Here is a 20,956-nt window from a genome sequence, read left to right as displayed (position 1 = left end):
ACTCCATTAACAAATAAATTGCTAATGGAGTTTTTTACTCAGGAACTCTATATTCCTTTGTAAGCTTTTAAAGCTGTGATTAATTTAGGAATAACCTCAAATGCATCTCCAACAATTCCATAATCTGCTACTTTGAAAAAAGGAGCTTCAGGATCTTTGTTGATCACAACAATTGTTTTTGAAGCACTAACCCCTGCTAAATGTTGTATCGCTCCTGAAATACCAATTGCAATATATAAATTGGGACTTACCGCTATTCCCGTTTGTCCAACGTGCTCTGAATGCGGTCTCCATCCTGCGTCAGAAACGGGTTTCGAGCACGCTGTAGCAGCGCCAAGTACATTTGCCAATTCTTCAATCATACCCCAGTTTTCTGGACCTTTTAATCCTCTACCTGCAGAAACAACAATTTCTGCCTCAGGTAATGAAATTTTATCCGTTGCTCTAATGATATCCTTAACGATTGTACTAAAATCTGAAGCATCCAAACTCGGAGAATAGGTTTCAATAGTTGCTGTTCCTTCAGAATCTTTTGCTTCAAATGAATTGGGATTGACAGCAATTACTTTGACAGCCGAAGTTAATGCGACATAAGCAAAGGCCTTGCCTGAAAAAGCTCCAGTTTTGACTTGTAGATTTTCTCCATTTATACTAGGTAATTCAATAGCTCCGTCTGCTAAACCAGCTTCTAATTTGGCCGCAACCCGCGGGGCTAACCCCTTTCCAGAAAAGGAATTTGACAATACCACTATTGATGCGCTTGATGATTTTGCTGCATCAACAATGATAGCGGCGTAAGCCTGGTTTACAAATGACTTTAATTGTTCTGTATTGACATTTAATACCTTACTTGCACCATATTTTCCCAAAACACTTAATTGCGATTCTTCAACATTACCGATTGATAATGCAATAACTTCAGTTCCCGATTGTTCTGCAATAGCTTTAGCATAAGAAACAACCTCAAATGCCGATTTCTTGAACTTACCGTCTGTATTTTCTACATATACTAATATTGACATATTCTTTACGATTAGAGTTGATTAAATAACTTTTGCTTTTTCATGCAAAAGAGAAACTAATTTTTCGACATCTCCAGCATCAACCAAAGTGACAGCACCGCGTGGAGCCGGAGTTTCAAATTTGACAATATGCGACAATTGAGCTACTTCAATAGGTTCAATCACATCTAATGGCTTTGTTCTAGCGGTCATAATTCCTCTCATATTAGGTATTTTTGTTTCTGCGACGCCTTCAGCTGTACCAATGACAGCTGGTAGATTTAAAGTTAGAACTTCTTTGCCTCCTTCGATTTCTCGTTCTACAGTTGCGCTATTGCCGTCAATATCTAGTTTTTTACTGATAGAAACGGAAGGAATATTTAGGATCGTAGCTACGAGAGCTCCTACTTGAGTACCATTATAATCAATCGATTCTCTACCGGTTAATATAAGATCAAAGCTGTTGTCTTTTGCATAATGAGCAATCTGATTGGCAACAAACCAAGCATCTCTTGGTAAGGCATTTACTCGTATTGCATGATCTGCACCAGTCGCTAGCGCTTTTCGGATAGTAGCCTCAGTACTTGCGTCCCCAACTGTAATAACAGTTACGGTGCCTTTACCGCCTTCAGCCAAATCTATTGCTTTTGATAAAGCAATTTCATCGTAAGGATTCACTATGTATTGCACACCAGCATTATTAAAAGCGGTGTTGTCATTGGTGAATGTAATCTTGGAAGTAGTGTCAGGGACATTACTTATACACACTAATATTTTCATAATTTATTACCGTTTTATACAAACCTAATATAATTTACTTTAAATGTAAAGATAATTTGGGAGAGTACCATACTGCTTGCAATGGAATGTTGAGTTGTGTTTTTGTTAAAATAAAGGCTTGTAAATTATTTTATCGATAATTTTAGGTCTTTAATCATGGTTTTATTTATTAAATGTTTATTTTTTATTGTGGGTTGACTAAATTTTATACTGCTTATGATTCGTCAATGGTTTGTCATTTTTGTATGCTAGCATAGTAAATAGGTGTTGAATTGAGCTTTTAAGCTTCTTTGATTATTTGTAGCTTTACCGGTGAAAAATTAAAAGCTATACATCATGTCAGACCGTTTAGAACAATTGAAGGAGTTTTTGAAAGATTCTCCACAAGATCCTTTTTTAAAATATGCTTTGGCTACAGAATATTTAAAATTGGGAAATCAAGATGAGGCGCTTAAGGGGTATACTGATCTGATAAGTAATCATGCCGATTATGTTGGAACTTATTACCACTTGGGGAAACTTTATGAGAAAATGAATCGTGTAGAAGATGCACGAGATATTTATAAAAAAGGTATGGTCATAACACAACAAAAACGCAATATGCATGCGTTAAGTGAATTGCGCGGAGCATTAAGTTTACTGGACGGAGATGATGAAGATGAATATTAACATTTTTTTAACATTTTAATCTTGCTTTTTGGTACTTAATTTGTCTATATCTCTGTGGAGATTTGAGAAAGAGTTTTAAAGAAGATGAAAAGGCTATTTATTATATTATGCTGTATCTTATTTGTTTTTATTGCATGCGATAACCAACGTAAAGGTGCTGAGGCAGTTAAAGACAAGCAAGATCACCAAAGCGCCACTCTACATGAATTGAGCGGAGCATACAGCGGAGTAATGCCTTGTGCAGATTGTGACGGGATCGAAACTGTTTTAAAGTTAAATCAAAATTTCTCCTATAGTTATACCTCAAAATATCTTAATAAAAGTGATGAAGTATTTGTCAAAGATGGAAAGTGGAAGTTTGAAAATAATGTGATCACGCTTGAAGGAGTGGATTATAAATTCAAATTGGGTGAAAAGGCAAAGCTTTGGCAATTGGATTTATCAGGTAATGAAATCGTCGGAGAATTGGCAGAGAATTATAAGTTAGAAAAACTAACACAATAATCATTTTAATAAAATCACATTAACAAAAAAAGACCTTCAAATTTTGAGGGTCTTTTTAGTTTCGTTCTATTTGCAGATCTCTTTGAGGTGATTAACAACAAAGTCTACTTCTTCTTTTGTATTGTTTCTACAGAAAGAAAAACGTACTGAAGGTCTTGTGCCGTCCGCCCTTATAGCTCCTAGTACATGCGATCCGATATCGGTTCCAGAACTACAGGCACTTCCACCCGAACAGGAAATACCAGCAATATCTAGATTGAATAATAACATATCTGCCATATCCGTACATGGAAATGATACATTTAAAACAGTGTATAGCGCTTTATTTGGCTCAGTGACACCATTAAATTTAATATCTGGAATTGCTGTCTGCAATTGTTCAATCATATAAGATTTTAACCCCTGTATGTAAGCACTATGTTCTTCCATATGTTCGTAGCTCAGTTCTAAGGCTTTTGCTAGTCCTGCGATACCATATACATTTTCAGTTCCACCACGCATATTACGTTCTTGTGCACCACCATAAATCATGGGTTTGATTTTCGTATTGGCATTAATGTATAGAAAACCAACTCCTTTCGGTCCATGGAATTTATGTCCAGCTCCCGTTATAAAATCAATTTTTAGCTTGCTTAGATCATGTGGATAGTGACCCATAGTTTGGACAGTATCTGAATGAAAGATTGCTTTATACTTTTGACATATTTCTGATATTTTTTCAATATCATTTAAATTTCCTAGTTCATTGTTACCATGCATAATGGAAACGAAAGTTCTAGGGTTTTTTGAGAGTAAGTCTTCTAATTGATTTAAATCAATATTACCATTAGAATCAACATGCAGTAAGTCGAGATGAACTTTTCCTGATTTTTCCATTTCTTCTAATGTATGTAGCACAGCATGGTGTTCTATTGGTGTAGTGATCGCATGTGTAATTCCAAAATCTACAATAGAACGTACAATTGCCATGTTATCAGCTTCTGTACCACCAGAGGTAAAGAAAATTTCAGATGGAGAAGTATGTAAGATTTGCGCAATGGATTTACGCGCCTTTTCAACAATTGTTTTTACTTGTCGTCCATGTGAATGAATAGAAGAAGGGTTTCCAAAATTATTTTCCATGGTGTCTATCATGACACGAATGACTTCTGGATCTAGCGCTGTAGTTGCAGCATTATCAAAATATACTTGCATAATGGACAAAATTAAGTAAAAGTAAGTTTACTTATTTAGTGGTATTGAGATTATTTAATAAAATTGCTTGTTTTTGATTTTTTAAAAAAGGTCAGTGTGGCAAGTAAAGCCCCCAAAAGACCTAGATAAGCGAGGATATCACCATTTTTTGTGTAAATAGTCATTTCCTCACTGAGGTTGATTTCTTGTGTTAAGGCTGCAGGTACCCACCAATCTGTTTTTTGAATGATGTCTCCGCGCTGGTTGATAAAGCCCGATATTCCCGTATTCGCAGAGCGGGCTACCCATCTTCGATTTTCAATAGCTCTTAACTTTGCGTAATCTAAATGCTGATCTTTACCAGAAGTATTTCCCCACCAACCATCATTTGTAATGATGGCAATAAATTGGGCCCCTTGTTGGATATATTGTGCAACATAATTCCCCCAGATAGACTCATAACAGATGACAGGAGCTGCACCGATACCACTTTGTGAATAAAATACCGATGGTTTATCCTGTTTTCCATATCCTCCGGTCGTTCCGCCAAATGCACTAAATAGAGGCTTTAAGAAATTGATGGCAGTGCCAAATGGCATTTGCTCCACACCGGGAACTAGTTTCGATTTATGATAAAATTGTAGTTTGGAAGACACGTCAACTAAAGTTGCCGCATTGAAATTGTCTTTATATAAGTTTGGTCCTACTTCTCTAGCAGTACTTGTTCTTTTATCGTTATACAATCTATAACTCTCTATCCCAGATAGTATGTTGCCATTTTTATAGTCATTTAGAAAATTAATAAGCGAATCAAATGTACTTGTACTTCTAAAATCTTCCTCATCGAAATCACCTCTTAGTGACAATGCTGTTTCTGGCCATATAAAAAACTCTGTATTCGGCTTTGCAACAGATTTTGATAATTGCATCAAAGTTTGCAATTGTTCTTCGGGGCTGATATGACCAAATTTTCCAAATGGGTCAATATTAGGTTGGACAGTTACAATCTGAGAAGGGTTAATATGCTCTTCGTACGTCATATAGCGAATGACAGAGTATGAAGAGGGGATAAGCAATAATAACGCTAACATAATAGTTATGGTGCGGGGTTTTGCTAAAATATTCATTTCTTTCTTGTTTAAAAAAAGTAAGAAAATTAAAATATTGCTTAACCATATCCACACTGTACCACCATATACTCCAGTAAACTCATACCATTGAATTAATTGATGAAAATTTGAGAACCCATTACCTAAAGTCATCCAGGGAAATGCCAGATCCCAGGATTGGTGTAAATATTCATAAGATATCCAGAAGGCCATTAATCCAAAGAGGGAAAGAATAATGGATACTTTTTTCCGCATTTGATAGTATAGTCGAAATGCAAGTGCCATTAATAATGATCCTAATAAAAAAGGAATGAGTGAAATAAAAATGGCAATATACCAAGGCATTACTGCAGATATTGAATTATATACCCAATAAATAGAGGCTGTATTCCATAGCACTGCCGTTAATCCTGCTGTAAAAAAAATCTTTTTACCTTTTTTAATATAGGTTTGATTACGGATGATATTTTCAACTGCGATTAAGAGCGGGAGAAAGGCAATTAATAAGATCGGACTACTATAGGGGACGGGTGGCCAGCCTAACCATAATAAAAAGGCACTTAAAAGTGCCAGTAAATATTGATTTCTCACGATTAAATTTGAGATAAAATTTCGTTTTTCTTGTTTTCGTATTCTGCCTGTGTAATCAGCTGTTTGTCAAAGAGATTTTTTAATTTTCTTAATTTGAGTGTTATCTCATCATCTTCTTCAACTATAGCAGGTGCCGTTACCTCAATAGTTGGCGGAACTGTAGTTTCGGGCACAATAGATTCATTGACCTCTTCCACTATAGGCAAGGATGGTGTGTTTTTAGTGGCAGGCTCTTCTTCTATTATAGGTTGATGAATTTCAAATGAGGGAGCTGTCTGCTTAGGAGCGGTTACAATAAATTTTTCTCTCTCCTGCTCGATCTCTTTTAATTTAGATGTTTCTAAAGCCCCTTTGATTAGCTGGTATAATTTACGTGCCTGTACTTTAGGGATGTAATCAATACTTAAATTTTCCCCAGTACTAGGGATTACGGTAACCTTAGAACCAAAAATCTCTTCTTTAAACGCGATATCTTTGATATCTTTCCAACTGAAAATTTCAAAATCTGTTGCTAAGCCCAGCTTTGTAAATTCACACATGAAAATACGTTTGTTACTAATCGTTATACTGTCGGGAAGAATGGTAACGGCCGGTTTTTTTTGTACGGCGATATAATCAATTCGCTCTCCCTCTGTCATCATATCTTGCAATTTGACAACTAACTTTTCTACAATTTTTATGTCCTGGCCATCAATGGCAAAAAGTTCAAAGTTCATGTTAAATCTATTTTAAATAAATGAAGGCTAAACTTATTCTAAACCTCCCACACAAAATACAAATTCTCCTTTAATAGGATTGTTTTCAAAATGTAATTTTAAATCAGTTAAAGTACCTCTTACATTTTCTTCATACAGTTTACTTAATTCTCGTGATATCGAAGCTTGTCTTTCTGCTCCAAACACTTGAATAAACTCATCAATTGTTTTAAGGATACGATGTGGTGATTCGTAAAATATCATCGTTCGTTTTTCTTCAGCCAAAAATTTCATACGGGTTTGACGTCCTTTTTTCACAGGTAGAAATCCTTCAAAACAAAAACGGTCATTTGGAAGTCCCGAATTAACCAAGGCAGGAACAAAAGCGGTTGCACCAGGTAAACATTGTACTTCAAGCCCCTCTTTAATTGCCTCCCGTACTAATAAAAAACCGGGGTCAGAGATAGCAGGAGTACCGGCATCTGAAATTAAGGCAATGGTCTGACCTTCTTTTAGAAATCTAATGATTTCTGAAATCGCTTTATGTTCATTGTGCTGATGATGCGCAAATACTTTTTTTTCGATTCCAAAATGTTTCAAAAGGGGGGCACTTGTGCGTGTATCTTCGGCAAGAATAACATCTGCTTCTTTTAACACACGTATAGCGCGAAAAGTCATGTCTTCTAAATTGCCAATTGGCGTAGGAACTAAATAAAGCATTTACAAAGGTAAGTTTTTTTTAATAATTGTAATCAAGGCTTTGACTTGCCTTTTTTTAATAGCATGGGCTATTTTATTTATAGCAGTATTAAGCTCATTTCATTGGATAGAATCCTAATATGAAATGAGCTTTTTAAATTTATTGTGCTAAAATATTTTCAATTTGCTGTAATTCTTCTCTTGTAAATTGCTGGTTCTTTACCGCATTGACGGCATCTTGAATCTGTGATGCTTTACTTGCTCCAATTAAAACTGATGTCACTTGAGGTTTCTGTAATAGCCACGATACCGCCATTTGTGCCAGTTTTTGATTTCGATGCAGCGCTATTTCATTTAAAGCTTTTATTTTTTCGATTTTATCTGAAGTGATATCACTTTCATGAAGTGAAATACTTCCAGAAGCCGCTCGTGAATCTTGCGGAATACCATGTAAATATTTATCAGTAAGTAAACCTTGGGCTAAGGGTGAGAAAGGAATACAGCCGACTTGCTCCTCTGTAAGCAAATCCAATAGGCTTTCTTCGACCCAGCGCTCAAACATAGAATACTTAGGTTGGTGGATGAGACAAGGCGTGCCCATTTGTTTTAAAAGATCTATCGCACGTTTTGCTTCAGGTGTTTTATAGTTCGATATCCCGACATATAAAGCCTTTCCTTGTTGGACTAATAAGTTTAAAGTGGCCATTGTTTCTTCCAATGGTGTTTCTGGGTCCGGTCTATGGTGATAAAAAATATCGACATAATCCAGGTTCATTCTTTTTAAACTTTGGTCTAAGCTAGAGACTAGGTATTTTTTCGAACCCCAATCGCCATAAGGGCCATCCCACATCGTATAACCAGCTTTGGAAGAGATAATCATTTCATCGCGAAGTCCTTTAAAGTCTGTTTGTAATATTTTACCGAAATTTTCTTCTGCCGAACCAGGAGGCGGCCCATAGTTGTTCGCAAGGTCAAAATGCGTGATACCCGAATCGAATGCTGTCTGTATTAACTTACGACTGTTCTCAAAATCATTGACATGACCAAAATTTTGCCATAAACCCAATGAGATTGCTGACAATTTAATTCCGGAATTACCCGAACGGCGGTATTCCATTTTTTGATATCGATTATTCGCAGGTGTATAGTGCATGCTGTTATTATGCTTTATGAGTTTATTATAAAGGCAATTTACAAGTAATCTTACAGATATAAAGATCTTGATGTAAAATTGATTTTAATTTTCAATTCGTACTTATTAATTGAACTTCACTTATTATAATTCTTCTCTATAATATTTCGTGATGGAAGAGTGCGATATTGATTCGTGTATAACAGTCATGAGTGCCAAATATAAAGTATCGGAACAAACAATTTTGTTTAATAAATGACAGAATAAAAATTGTAAATAAAACAAATTTATCTAAGTTTGTTTCTTTAAAAATACATACAATTATGTTGCAATTGAATTATATCCGTGAAAACAGGGATAAGGTAATCGAAAGATTAGGTGTCAAAAATTTCAAGGAAATTGGATTAGTAGATGAAATCATCACTTTGGATGAACAACGTCGTAAAATTCAATCCGAGTCAGATGCCCTTTCAGCTGAAGCAAATTCATCCGCAAAAAAAATCGGAGAATTAATGCGTCAAGGTAAAAAAGAAGAAGCTGAAGCCGTAAAATCCCAATCCTCCGGATATAAAGAACAGATCAAAAGTTTGACAGATCATTTAGATCGTGTTGAACAGGATTTAAATGCAAAGATTGTCCAGCTTCCCAATCTTCCACATACTACCGTTCCTGCAGGTGTGTCAGCAGATGATAATGAAGTTGTGTTAGAAAACGGAACTATCCCTACTTTGGCAGATGATGCGGTTAGTCACTGGGATCTGTTAACTAAATACGGTATTGTAGATTTGGAGTTAGGTGTAAAGGTAACAGGAGCAGGTTTCCCTGTCTATAAAGGAAAAGGAGCTCGCTTGCAACGTGCATTGATCAACTTCTTTTTAGATGAAGCTGCAAAAGTGGGGTATGAAGAAGTACAGGTGCCAATTATGGTTAATGAGGCATCTGCATTTGCTACTGGTCAGTTACCAGATAAGGAAGGCCAAATGTATCATGTAACACACGATGATCTATACTTAATACCAACAGCGGAAGTTCCCGTTACTAATATCTATCGCGATGTTATCGTAAAAGAAGAGCAATTCCCTATTAGACATTGTGCGTATACACCATGTTTCCGTCGCGAAGCGGGATCGTATGGTGCGCATGTTCGTGGTTTAAATCGTTTACATCAATTTGATAAAGTAGAGACGGTACAAATCGTTCATCCCGATCGTTCTTATGATGCATTGGAAGAAATGAATACTTATGTGCAGGGACTGTTACAAAAACTTGAATTACCTTATCGTGTGTTGCGGCTCTGCGGTGGTGACATGAGCTTTACAGCTGCATTGACTTACGATCTGGAGGTATACAGCGCCGCTCAAAAACGTTGGCTAGAGGTGTCATCAGTTTCAAATTTTGAAACGTATCAATCCAACCGTCTGAAAGTAAGGTTTAAAAACCAAGAAGGTAAAATGCAATTGGCTCATACATTAAATGGATCTGCATTAGCTTTACCACGTATAGTAGCTTCTTTATTGGAGAATAATCAAACAGATAAGGGTATAAAAATACCGAAAGTATTAATTCCCTACACAGGATTTGAATATATTGATTAATATTAATTTAATATAAATTGAAAGGGTTGTAATTTTTTACAACCCTTTTTTTATGTTAAAATTTTGTTAAATCTAATGATCGCCGTATTTAATTCTGTGTAATGGGTAATTGTGAAAATTTAATTTATATCAGTACTGCTTGCATTATTTGTAATATAGAAGCTTCATATTTACATTAGTTATGAAAAAAAAACTTTTTTGTTAAAATACTTGTAATAACAACTTTGTCTATATATATTTGCTTCCCGCTTTCAAGATGTAATGTCTGTGAAGGCTTACTACCACATTATTCATCGTAAATTTTAAAAAGAAAATTTACAGATTCTTATAAGATCACCATAGTGAACTGATTGTTGTCACTATTTGTTGGATCTACAATTTGTTAAATCTGTTTGTACACGAAAAGCTATCCGTCAAGGTGAAGGAGGTTTTGATTTGTGTTTTTTGAATTGTTTAGACAATTAAAGTTTAAACGTTTTAAAAGCACATCTTATTTTATGGACATAAACATATTACATAAATTAATTAACAAACTAAATAACATGAAACAAACATTACTTAGTTTTCTCGTTGGGGGGATGATTCTATCATCAGTAGCATTCGCTCAAGAGAAGAAGATTAGTGGACGTGTTACATCAACAACTGGCCAAGCGGTACCAGGAGTTACTGTTGTTGTGCAAGGAACTAATCAAGCTACCCAAACTGATGCAAATGGAAACTATTCTTTAAGTGTACCTGCAGGTAAAGTAGTTTTATTTCGTTCGATTGGTTTTAGCGAAAAAACAATTATTGTTAACAACAATACTTCAGTTTTTAATATCTCATTAGAAGATAATGCGAATGCGATAGAGGAAGTTGTTGTTACAGGAATGGGCCAAACGCGTCAGAAAAGATCATTAAGTTATGCTACGCAAGAGCTTAAGGGAAGTAAATTGACCGAAGCAGCAAATAGTAATTTAGCAACAGCATTGCAGGGTAAAGTATCTGGTGTACAGGTAACTCCTTCTTCAGGTATGCCGGGGGCGTCTGCTAATATCACGATCCGTGGCGCACGTTCATTTACAGGAAATAACTCTCCATTATATGTAGTCGATGGATTGCCGATCTCTTCTACTTCCGATGTTTCTACTGGAAATGGTGTGACAGGTTCAGATTATTCTTCTAGAGGTTTGGATATCGATCCTAACGATATTGAGAGTATCAACATCTTGAAAGGACAGGCTGCCTCAGCTCTATACGGTATGCGTGCTTCTAACGGTGTCATCTTGATCACGACGAAAAGTGGTAAAGGAAAACAAGGTAAACCACAGATTTCTTATAACTCAAACGTATCATTTGATAAGGTGGCAGTATTGCCAGATTTTCAATCAACCTATGCACAAGGTTCAGGTGGTAAGTTTTCACCATTAGCTTCCACATCTTGGGGTCAGAAAATTACTGATTTGGCAAATGATGCTACTTATGGAGGTAATACAGATAATGCTTACACTAAGAAATATGGTAAGCAAGATGGTAAATATTTTGTGCCACAACGTGAAAATGCGGGTTTAGATCCTTGGGCTACTCCACAAGCTTATAATAATGCAAAGGATTTCTTTAATGTAGGCAATACGTTTAATAATTCATTCAATATTGTACAAGGTTTCGAAAAAGGAAGTTATGCGATGTCCTTAGGCGCAACAAATGCCGATGGTATTGTACCTTCTACAGGGATGGATCGCTATACAGCAAAATTAGCGGGTGAAGCTAAATTGTCAGAAAAATGGACAACAGGTTTTACAGGTAATTATGTTAATTCTAAAATCACAAAACAAACTGGAGCAAATAATGGTATTATAGCAACTTTATACGGAGCGCCAGCTTCTTATGATCTAGCAGGAATACCTTCTTCCTATTTAAATAATCCAACAAAACAAAATACTTACCGTGGAACAACTGGTTTTGATGGTGTTTATTGGGCGACTGAAAATAATAAATTTTCTGAAGATACACAACGTTTCTTTGGTAATGGATTTGGACAGTACGCAACGGATTTAGGTGAAAACCAAAAATTGACGTTGAAATACCAAGCAGGGGTTGACTCTTACACTTCAAACTACACTGATTTATGGGGATATGGTCACGCAAATGGTAAAGGTGAGGTTGAAAATTACCACTTTTCCGTTACTGAATGGAATTCATTAGGTACAGCTGCATACAATTGGAAAATCAATGATGATTTGGTATTGGATGCGATGGTCGGTAATGAAATTGTTAACCGTGTTCGCAGAAGAGACTATGCTTTTGGTCAGAATTTCAACTTTCCGGGATGGGATAATATTAACAATGCAGCTACAGTTACTGCAGAGCAAACGTTGCGCCACACACGTACTTTTGGTACATTCGGTAGCTTAGCATTAGCTTATAAAAATATGTTGTTTTTAAATGCAACCGGTCGTAACGATATCGTTTCTTCGATGCCTCGTAACAACCGTTCATTCTTCTACCCGTCCGTAGCAGCAGGTTTTGTATTTACGGAATTGGAAAGTTTGAAAAGTTCAGTCTTAACGATGGGTAAGATTAGAGCTTCGTTTGCCGAAGTTGGTCAGGCGGGTGACTATTATGAAAGTTATTATGATAAACCTACTTATGGAGGAGGATTTTCTTCAGGTACACCAATCTTATACCCTGTGAATGGTATTACTTCATATACTCCATATACTATAGTGTATGATCCAAATTTAAAACCACAAAATACACAAGCGATAGAGGTAGGTACCGATTTGACTTTCTGGAATGGATTGATCAATATGAATTATACTTTCTCTCGTCAAAACGTAAAAGATCAAATTTTTGAGGTGCCTTTGGCTGCTTCTACAGGTTATTCAAGTTTAGTGACGAATGGAGGTAAGATCCATACAAACGTGCATGAATTAACATTAGCTGTTGCTCCATATCGATCGGGTGATTTTAAATGGGATTTTGCTTTCAACTTTACTAAAATCGATAATTATGTAGATGATTTAAAAGAAGGTGTGAATAGTATCTTCATGGGAGGTTTTACTGAACCACAGGTCCGTGCAGGTATAGGTTACAAATTCCCAGTGATCTATGGGGTTTCTTACTTAAGAAACGATGCAGGACAGATTGTTGTTGATGAAAATGGTTTACCACAAGCAGGTGAAGAAAAAGTAATTGGTAAAGTTTCTCCTGATTTCAACTTAGGATTTAATACGACGTTTGAATATAAGAAAGTTCGTTTGTCCGCTGTTCTAGACTGGAAACAAGGTGGACAGATGTTCCACGGTACTGCGGGAGTTTTAGATTATTACGGGGTAACACAAAAATCAGCAGATTTTCGTAATGGAGATGGTTTCCTATTCGAATTACCAGCTGTAAAAGCTAATGGCGAAGTGAATGACATCATGATCGATGCAATGCCTGAGTTTGATGCAGATGGTAAACAAACAAATACTGATGCTTTCAAATATTTTACAGCAATGAATAATATTTCTGAGTCATCGATTCGTGGTACTTCATTTGTGAAATTACGTGAGGTGGCTGTAGGTTATCCTGTTTATCAAAACTCGAAAATCAAAGTTGATGTAAATGCTTTTGCCCGTAATATTATTCTTTGGTCTGAGCTGAAAGGATATGATCCAGAGGTGTCTCAAGGAAATACAAATATGTCAGGTGCATTTGAGCGTTTTTCTCTTCCGGGGGCATCAAGTTATGGTCTAGGTGTAAACATTAAATTCTAAAAATTAGGACAATGAAATTTAAATTAAATATAATAGGTTTATTGGCTATGGGGTTATTAACAACTCCAGTAGTTTTTACTTCTTGTTCAGAAGATGCAATGGACAGTGTTAACGAAAATGTAAATAAACCACAAGATGTTCAAGCTAAGTTTATTTTAACTGACGTTATTACACGTACAGCATTTTCAAATGTTGGAGGTGATTTTAATACGTACTTATCAAGTTACGTTGAGCATGAGGTTGGAACACACAATCAACTATGGAACGCTGAGCACCGTTTAGGTGAGCCTCAAACTTCATCTACATTTAATAATCCATGGGGTTCAGTGTATACATCTCTTAGAGATGCTCGTTTAGTAATCGAAAAATGTTCTGAAGGTGGACTGCAGTCAGGAAACTATGCCACATTAGGTATGGGGCAAGTAATGGCTGCCTACAATTTAGCATTATTAACGGATTTATTTGGTGACGCACCTTTTTCTGAAGGATTTAAGCCATTGGAAATTCGTAATCCAAAGTTAGATAAACAAGAGGAGTTGTACAAACAGGTAAATGCTTATTTGGATGCCGCAATCGTAAATTTGCCTAAGGGCGATACACATGGATCAGGCTCTGCAGGAGGGCAAGATTTATTATTTAATGGTAATGCTAGCAAGTGGTTAAAATTTGCACACGGTTTAAAAGCACGTTATGCAATGCGCTTGTTAAAAGTGACTGCGGATAAAACGGCAGCTTTAAATGCTATTATTGCTCACATAGATAAATCTTTTGCTAATGCAAGCGAAGAAGCAAAGTTTACGCAGTACAATAGTTCCAATTTAAACCCATTATTTGACTTTCAATGGTCAAGGGATGGTTTAGCGGCAAGTAAAAGCATCGCTGATAAAATGATTGAGCGCAAAGATCCACGTTTAAATCGTGATTTTATAACAGCAGGATGGAAGCAAGTTGATAAATTAAGTCCTGAAAGTGCCGCTTATAAGTTATTAGCACCAAATGGTGAAAACGATCAAGTGCAATATGTTTATTTAACCTCTGCATTTGTTTTTTCACAAACGGCTCCAACACAATTGTTGAGTTATCATGAATTACAGTTTCTGAAAGCAGAAGCGATGCAACGTTTAGGTCAAGGTGCAACTACAATTGAGCCTGTCTTAAAAAATGCAGTTACTGCCGCAATTAAAAATTCAGAAATTTCTGTTAATGCCGCATTTACAGCTCCTACAGTTTTGGCAAATGGTACATTAGTTGAAACTACTGCAAAACTATCAGATGCAGATATTGACAGCTACTTTGAGAATAATGTAAAACCATTGTTGGTAGCAAACCCGTTGAAAGAAATTGCTAACCAAAAATATTTAGGATTTTTTGGAGCATCTGGTGAGTCTACTGAAATGTACAACGATATCCGTCGTTGGAAAGCTAATGGTGAAGAGTTGATCGAGTTGAAAAATCCGGGCAAATTCCCATTGCGTTTACCATATGGTAGTGACGACACAACAACTAATCCTTATGTTCAAGCAGCTTTTGGTAATGGACAATATGTCTATACTGAAAATGTATGGTGGGCTGGTGGAACTAGATAGTATCACAAGTTAAGGTTTATTATATAGACGGCAATCTCGAAAGAGATTGCCGTTTTTATTTGTTGGATGTGAATATGGATTAATAGAATCTTAAGCTTATAAATAAACTAATAACAAGATTTTATTTCAAAAATATTTAACTTCACAATTATTTCGTATTCAGAAATGTTGCTGTTTAAAATCATATTATGAGATATATCAACAAATTAAAAAATCTTCTATTCATCTTGGTCATTTTTTTTGTTGGGCAAGTTGTTCTTGCTCAACAAAAAGCACAATTGAAAGTACTGCAGATTAATATTTGGCAAGAAGGTACAATGGTTCCAGATGGCTTTCCAACTATCGCAGATGAAATTATTGCTAAGAAAGCAGATGTAGTGTTGTTTAGTGAGGTAAGGAATTACAATAACACAGATTTTGTAAAAAGAATCCTGTCCGAATTAAAAAATAAAAATGCGTTTTATTATGGTATATCCAGTGAACCATCTTTAGATGTTGCTTTTATTTCTAAATTCCCCATTAAGGATCAAAGACCCTTATATACTGAAGCCAATAAGGTGGGTAATGTGTTAAAAAGTAAAATTCAAGTAGCAGGTAGAAATTTTACATTTTATGCTGTTCATTTGGATTATACTAACTATGCCTGTTATCTGCCTAGAGGGTATGATGGTGTTACCTGGAAAAAGCTTGATCAGCCGATTGTAGATGTTGCAAGCATAATAGAAGCAAATAGAAAAGGAAAGCGGGACGAAGCGATACGTGATATCATTCTAGATGCGGACAAAGAAAGTAAGAATGAGACGATTGTTATTGCTGGTGACTTCAATGAACCGTCCCATTTAGATTGGACTAGTGAAACAAAAGATTTGTTTGATCATAGAGGTGCAATAGTTCCTTGGGATTGTTCTGTATTATTAACCGAGGCTGGCTTTGTAGATAGTTTTAGAAAGAAGTATCCCAATCCTGTTAGCCATCCCGGTTTTACTTATCCAGCCTATAACAAAGATGTCGCTATTGATAAATTAGCTTGGGCACCCTTGGCAGATGACAGGGATCGTATTGATTATGTTTATTATAGAACAAATAAGCCTCTAAAAGTTTCCGAAGTCAATATTGTCGGTCCTTCTGCAACAGTCAAGTATGGTAAAAAACAAGATGAGGATAGTCAGGATGAATTTCTGCTACCTGTAGGAGTATGGCCAACCGATCATAAGGCTTTATTTGTAAAGTTTGAGTTTTAAAATTTTTTGGTAAATATTCGTGAATTTGACATTCATAAATAATAGATGGTAGGTAATTTTTTGTGTTTAATAACTGTATTAATATTAGCACACGAGAAAGAAACTAAAATTTAAAATGAGAAAAAAGTTTCGTGTTTTTACAAATCAGTTCAATAGTCTATCCTGTCCTATAAAGTAGAATTTCGCTGATATTGCGATTAAAAAGGAATACTTATACTTTATTATAAGTATTCCTTTTAATAAATTTATAGAGATGGACTAACCACAAGTTAGATAAAGATTCTTCCATTATGCTGTTTTCTTTACAAATTATTTTATTCCTAAAATAATTATATATAAAATGAGCTTCGCGCCATTTTAGCAGTGTTAGATTCGAATTCTTGTTTTTTTTGTTGGTTTTATGATTAGGAGGTCGATTAAAATAATCAAATATAATATGTATAATGTAGTGAATAAGTTTGTTGGTGGCGATTTTTTAATTTCACTTATCAACACATTAAGTTTACTCTTAACTTGGAAAAAATGATATTTGATAAATTCTTTTGAAGAAATTACTTTAATAGGCTTACATATGCCCTTTATATCTGAAATTTTTTTTACAAGTTTTGGGTTGATGGTGTATTTTCTCTAAATTCTTACTTATTGTTTACATTATGAATAAGAATCAATTGCTATTCGGATAAATAGAGGCTTTTGTTACACATTGATTTAAAAATAATCAACTCAATTACAGATAGTTGTGTTATTTTTTCCTAATTTTATATGCTAGCATATTATTTTTTTTAATATTGGAATTATAAATGATATATATTTGTTTTAACATTTTATAATTAAAAATATACTAACTAATTCTTTTAAGAAAGAAGAGTAAAGATAAACTGCCAAAACTTAGTTTAAACATTATAAAAACTATCGGAAAAATGGGTTCTATTGGTTACATGCTAATTAAACTCATAAAAACTTAAATTGTAATGCAACTCTTTAGTTGAATTACATTTAATAAACGTTATTAGTATAACTTTTTTATAAAGTTGTTTAACAGAATTATTGTTTTAACATTTTTTAATCAGTTTGTTATTTCAGATTATAAGGAGTTTTTAGTGTAAACTGCTGTTATGTTAAGAGCAATTAGCTAATAGGCCAAACAAATATTTTGGAGAGTTTAGTGTATTTTTAATACAGTTCTGTTAAATAAAAAATTAAACAATTGATTGCGTTTTTTGTCTGCATAAGATAAATAGCTCGCAAATCTTTATCGAGTATTAATTTTAATATCGAATAATATTTTCAAGAGATTCGATTTTAAAGTTTTATGAAAAGAAACTTACTTAACCAAAGCTTTTTTTAAGGGCTTTAAAATACTTAAATAAACATAAACATATGAAACAAACATTACTCAGTTTTTTTGTGGGTAGTATGATTCTGACCTCTGTTGCATTTGCACAGAATAAAAAGGTCAGCGGTCGTGTGACTGGTGCTGATGGTAAACCATTAGCAGGTGTAACGATTGCAGTACAAGGATCTAGCCTAGCTACCCAAACAGATGCGGATGGAAATTATTCGTTTTCTGTACCAACAGGAAAAGTTATTGTATTTCGCTCGGTAGGTTTTGCTGACAAAACCTTAATTGTTAAAGAAGGACAATCAGCTTTTAATGTAACATTAGATAATTCGGATAATACGCTGAATGAGGTTGTTGTTACAGCTTTAGGAATTTCAAAAAGTTCTCGTAGTATTGGCTATTCAACGTCTAAAGTTAGTGGTGAGGATTTAGTTAAATCTGGAGAGGCTAACATTATTCAAGGATTGGCTGCTAAAGCTGCTGGTGTACAAATTACATCATCAAGTGGAACTCCAGGAGCTTCCTCTAAAATTGTTCTACGTGGTGCGGCGACTTTTTCGGGAGATAATCAACCTTTAATAGTAATTGATGGTGTTCCAATTGACAATAGTGTAAATTTTATTAGAGCTGGGGATGATCCGTATAATCAAAATTTAGCAGGAGTGCAATTAGGTAATCGTGCATTGGATATAAATCCAGATGATATAGAAACTGTTACTATTTTGAAAGGTCCAGCTGCTGCTGCATTGTACGGTCAAGCTGCAGGAAATGGAGCAGTTATTTATACCACAAAAAAAGGGAAGCTGGGAAGCGGTCTGGGGATTACTTATTCATCAGGGTTTGATCTTCAGCAAGTCAATAAACTTCCTAAATTTCAAAATGTTTATGGACAGGGTGAAAATGGTAAATATATGACAACATCTGCTGATAGTTGGGGAGAGAATATTGCTAAAGCAGGTAAAACGGCCTATAATAATGTCGAAGATTTCTTTCAAAATGGAAATCAATTTGATAATAATTTGGCAATTTCTTCAGGTGGAGAAAAAACTTCCTTCCGATTTTCAGTAGGAAGTGTAAATAACAAGGGGATTATTCCGAATACAAATTTTAATAGATATTCAACCAGATTAGGAACCGAATCGAAATTGAATGATCAAATTACTGTAGGTGGAAATTTTAGCTATACAAATTCAAACACCAGAGCTGCACAAAATGGTAGTAATACTGCTGGTGCAATGTTGAGTTTGTTTAGAACTCCGGCTGATTTTAATCTAGCCGATTATAAAAACGCTGATGGTACTCAGAAAAAGTATTTTTCAAATTATGATAACCCTTATTGGTCTACTGAGAATAATCCTTATAAAGAAGAAAATAGCCGGTTTTTAGGGAATGCTTACACAGATGTAAAGTTAAGTGATATCTTTTCTGTGACATGGAAGACAGGTCTGGATACTTATTCAACTGAAGGTACCCAGATTTATGCAATTGGATCTAATGGTGATGATAATGCTACGAGACTTGGTGAAATTAAAAGAACTAATGTAAATTTTAAAAATATTTACACAGATTTATTATTGAAGTTAAACACCAAAATTAATGAAGATTTTTCTGTAAATGCTTTATTGGGCGGTAACTTTAATTATAAACAATATCGTGCTAATTTTGCAAGAGGCCGAAATTTAAGCATGCCTAATTATTATAACTTTGCATCAGCAAGTGAGTTATATGCAAGTAATACGGAAGAGTATACTAATTCTAAAGCAATATTTTTAGATGCCACATTTGATTATAGAAGTATTTTGTTTTTAACATTAACAGGTAGAAATGAGTGGTCCACAACCTTTGGACGGAATGCGAAGGGATTTTTCTATCCGAAGGCTGATATTTCCTACGTGTTCTCAGATCTGTTCAAAGAATCAAAAATTGTCAATTTTGGAAAAGTTAGATTAGCATATTCGAATGTAGGTATTTCACCAACAGCATATTCGGATAGAGCTTACTATACAGTTCCAACTGTTGCTGATGGTATGACTGGATTTTCATTTCCTTATTTAGGTCAAACTGGTTTTGCTATCAGCAGTGTAGCGGTTTCACCATCATTAGGTCCTGAGAGAAATGTTGGTTATGAAGCAGGTTTGGAAATGAAATTTTTGCAAAATAGATTGGGATTTGATTTTACCTATTATCAACAAAAATCTTCTGATTTGTTAATTTCGCAACCAATTGATCCTACTTCAGGATATGAAAACTATTATAATAATATAGGTGAGATTAAAAATACTGGTTATGAATTAGCATTAAATGGGCATGTTTATAAATCAGATAATTTTAATTGGCACGCTACTTTAAATTGGTCCAAGAATAATAACGAGGTAACGGAGTTGGCTGAAGGTGTTGATAAATTGTCAATTGGTTCTGCATTTTCTGCTCCTCAATCTTATGCAATAGTTGGAGAACCTTTTGGCGTACTTTATGCTCAGAAATTTCAAAGAAATGCACAAGGTAAAATTTTGATTGATGAAACTAGTGGATTACCGATTTATGAAGATGAAATTGATAATGTGGGAAGTACAATTCCTAAATGGTTGATGAATATTAATAACGAATTTTCATATAAAAACTTGTCATTCTCTTTCCTGTGGGATTTCAGAAAGGGTGGAAAAATATGGGGAGGAACTCAAGCCGGATTATATAACAGAGGTAAGGCAGAGGAGACTGCAGACCGAGAAAGAGAATATGTTATAGAAGGTGTCTACGGTCCTGGAGCAAATGAGGGTGAAAAAAACATTACAAAAATTTCAGCATTAAGATATTTTAAAAATTATCTGGGAAATAGTTCCTCGGAAATTGCTATGCAAGATGGATCTTGGGCAAGATTAAGATCTATTGATGTCTCTTATCGTTTCACTAAGGTTTCTAAAGCGATCCAATTTATACAAGTAGGAGTAAACTTAAGAAATCCAATTTTGATTACAAAATATAAAGGAATTGATCCCGAAACGAGTTTAACTGGCTCAAATCAAAATTTTGCAGGATATGATTTCTTCAATAATCCAGGAACTAAATCTTATTCAATTAATTTTCGTGTAGGCTTTTAAG

At 34.9% G+C, this 20,956-nt stretch carries 14 protein-coding genes; 7 read left to right on the top strand and 7 right to left on the bottom strand.

Annotated elements, in window-relative coordinates:
- Positions 1–47: 47 nt before the first annotated feature.
- Together ACFS6I_RS23885 and ACFS6I_RS23880 are read right to left on the bottom strand one after the other, a co-directional pair.
- Positions 48–1,022, bottom strand: coding sequence for an electron transfer flavoprotein subunit alpha/FixB family protein (locus ACFS6I_RS23885; RefSeq protein ID WP_380924315.1), 975 nt, complete (start codon positions 1,020–1,022; stop codon positions 48–50).
- Positions 1,023–1,043: 21 nt separating this feature from the next.
- Positions 1,044–1,781, bottom strand: a complete 738-nt coding sequence (locus tag ACFS6I_RS23880) for an electron transfer flavoprotein subunit beta/FixA family protein (RefSeq protein ID WP_380924313.1) — start codon at positions 1,779–1,781, stop codon at positions 1,044–1,046.
- A 336-nt stretch (positions 1,782–2,117) separates the two neighbouring features.
- Between ACFS6I_RS23880 and ACFS6I_RS23875 the strand changes: the two genes are divergently transcribed.
- Entirely contained in the window at positions 2,118–2,450 is a 333-nt protein-coding gene (locus ACFS6I_RS23875) for a tetratricopeptide repeat protein (protein WP_021189448.1), read from the top strand.
- 84 nt (positions 2,451–2,534) lie between these two features.
- The gene (locus ACFS6I_RS23870) at positions 2,535–2,954 is read left to right on the top strand and encodes a copper resistance protein NlpE (protein WP_132844550.1); all 420 of its coding nucleotides are present in this window, start codon (positions 2,535–2,537) and stop codon (positions 2,952–2,954) included.
- Between the two features lie 66 nt (positions 2,955–3,020).
- Here ACFS6I_RS23870 and ACFS6I_RS23865 read toward each other — a convergent pair whose 3' ends face one another.
- The 5 genes from ACFS6I_RS23865 to ACFS6I_RS23845 form a co-directional block, all read right to left on the bottom strand.
- Positions 3,021–4,148: a cysteine desulfurase family protein gene (locus tag ACFS6I_RS23865; protein WP_380924310.1), complete on the bottom strand. Its 1,128-nt coding sequence runs from the start codon at positions 4,146–4,148 to the stop codon at positions 3,021–3,023.
- A 50-nt stretch (positions 4,149–4,198) separates the two neighbouring features.
- Complete coding sequence (gene lnt / locus ACFS6I_RS23860; protein WP_380924308.1) at positions 4,199–5,827, bottom strand: apolipoprotein N-acyltransferase; 1,629 nt, start codon at positions 5,825–5,827, stop codon at positions 4,199–4,201.
- Between the two features lie 2 nt (positions 5,828–5,829).
- Complete coding sequence (locus ACFS6I_RS23855) at positions 5,830–6,543, bottom strand: PH domain-containing protein (protein ID WP_380924306.1); 714 nt, start codon at positions 6,541–6,543, stop codon at positions 5,830–5,832.
- A gap of 33 nt (positions 6,544–6,576) precedes the next feature.
- Positions 6,577–7,242 (bottom strand): 16S rRNA (cytidine(1402)-2'-O)-methyltransferase, encoded by a 666-nt coding sequence (gene rsmI, locus ACFS6I_RS23850; protein WP_132772171.1) that lies wholly within the window; start codon positions 7,240–7,242, stop codon positions 6,577–6,579.
- Positions 7,243–7,381: 139 nt separating this feature from the next.
- Positions 7,382–8,374: an aldo/keto reductase gene (locus ACFS6I_RS23845; RefSeq protein ID WP_380924305.1), complete on the bottom strand. Its 993-nt coding sequence runs from the start codon at positions 8,372–8,374 to the stop codon at positions 7,382–7,384.
- A gap of 302 nt (positions 8,375–8,676) precedes the next feature.
- Between ACFS6I_RS23845 and serS the strand changes: the two genes are divergently transcribed.
- The 5 genes from serS to ACFS6I_RS23820 all read left to right on the top strand — a co-directional run bounded on the left by serS (position 8,677) and on the right by ACFS6I_RS23820 (position 20,955).
- On the top strand, positions 8,677–9,948 hold the full coding sequence (serS, locus tag ACFS6I_RS23840) for a serine--tRNA ligase (protein ID WP_380924303.1): 1,272 nt from the start codon (positions 8,677–8,679) through the stop codon (positions 9,946–9,948).
- 542 nt (positions 9,949–10,490) lie between these two features.
- The gene (locus tag ACFS6I_RS23835; RefSeq protein ID WP_380924301.1) at positions 10,491–13,688 is read left to right on the top strand and encodes a SusC/RagA family TonB-linked outer membrane protein; all 3,198 of its coding nucleotides are present in this window, start codon (positions 10,491–10,493) and stop codon (positions 13,686–13,688) included.
- Between the two features lie 11 nt (positions 13,689–13,699).
- Positions 13,700–15,274, top strand: a complete 1,575-nt coding sequence (locus ACFS6I_RS23830; protein ID WP_380924299.1) for a SusD/RagB family nutrient-binding outer membrane lipoprotein — start codon at positions 13,700–13,702, stop codon at positions 15,272–15,274.
- Positions 15,275–15,462: 188 nt separating this feature from the next.
- Positions 15,463–16,515, top strand: coding sequence for an endonuclease/exonuclease/phosphatase family protein (locus ACFS6I_RS23825; RefSeq protein ID WP_380924297.1), 1,053 nt, complete (start codon positions 15,463–15,465; stop codon positions 16,513–16,515).
- 1,380 nt (positions 16,516–17,895) lie between these two features.
- Positions 17,896–20,955 carry a SusC/RagA family TonB-linked outer membrane protein gene (locus ACFS6I_RS23820; protein ID WP_380924295.1) on the top strand — a complete coding sequence of 1,020 codons (3,060 nt, stop codon included), beginning with the start codon at positions 17,896–17,898 and terminating at the stop codon, positions 20,953–20,955.
- Position 20,956: the final 1 nt, after the last annotated feature.

Source organism: Sphingobacterium anhuiense (genome assembly GCF_042686355.1).
Classification (GTDB): domain Bacteria; phylum Bacteroidota; class Bacteroidia; order Sphingobacteriales; family Sphingobacteriaceae; genus Sphingobacterium; species Sphingobacterium anhuiense.
Note: the sequence above shows the minus strand (reverse complement) of the source record. Positions and strands in the feature narration are given on the sequence as shown.

Coding starts and splice junctions, on each gene's coding strand:
- ACFS6I_RS23825 (WP_380924297.1), top strand. CDS start 15,463: ATGAGATATATCAACAAATTAAAAAATCTTCTATTCATCTTGGTCATT.
- ACFS6I_RS23880 (WP_380924313.1), bottom strand. CDS start 1,781: ATGAAAATATTAGTGTGTATAAGTAATGTCCCTGACACTACTTCCAAG.
- ACFS6I_RS23820 (WP_380924295.1), top strand. CDS start 17,896: ATGAAACAAACATTACTCAGTTTTTTTGTGGGTAGTATGATTCTGACC.
- ACFS6I_RS23885 (WP_380924315.1), bottom strand. CDS start 1,022: ATGTCAATATTAGTATATGTAGAAAATACAGACGGTAAGTTCAAGAAA.
- ACFS6I_RS23845 (WP_380924305.1), bottom strand. CDS start 8,374: ATGCACTATACACCTGCGAATAATCGATATCAAAAAATGGAATACCGC.
- ACFS6I_RS23875 (WP_021189448.1), top strand. CDS start 2,118: ATGTCAGACCGTTTAGAACAATTGAAGGAGTTTTTGAAAGATTCTCCA.
- serS (WP_380924303.1), top strand. CDS start 8,677: ATGTTGCAATTGAATTATATCCGTGAAAACAGGGATAAGGTAATCGAA.
- ACFS6I_RS23835 (WP_380924301.1), top strand. CDS start 10,491: ATGAAACAAACATTACTTAGTTTTCTCGTTGGGGGGATGATTCTATCA.
- ACFS6I_RS23870 (WP_132844550.1), top strand. CDS start 2,535: ATGAAAAGGCTATTTATTATATTATGCTGTATCTTATTTGTTTTTATT.
- ACFS6I_RS23855 (WP_380924306.1), bottom strand. CDS start 6,543: ATGAACTTTGAACTTTTTGCCATTGATGGCCAGGACATAAAAATTGTA.
- ACFS6I_RS23830 (WP_380924299.1), top strand. CDS start 13,700: ATGAAATTTAAATTAAATATAATAGGTTTATTGGCTATGGGGTTATTA.
- ACFS6I_RS23865 (WP_380924310.1), bottom strand. CDS start 4,148: ATGCAAGTATATTTTGATAATGCTGCAACTACAGCGCTAGATCCAGAA.
- rsmI (WP_132772171.1), bottom strand. CDS start 7,242: ATGCTTTATTTAGTTCCTACGCCAATTGGCAATTTAGAAGACATGACT.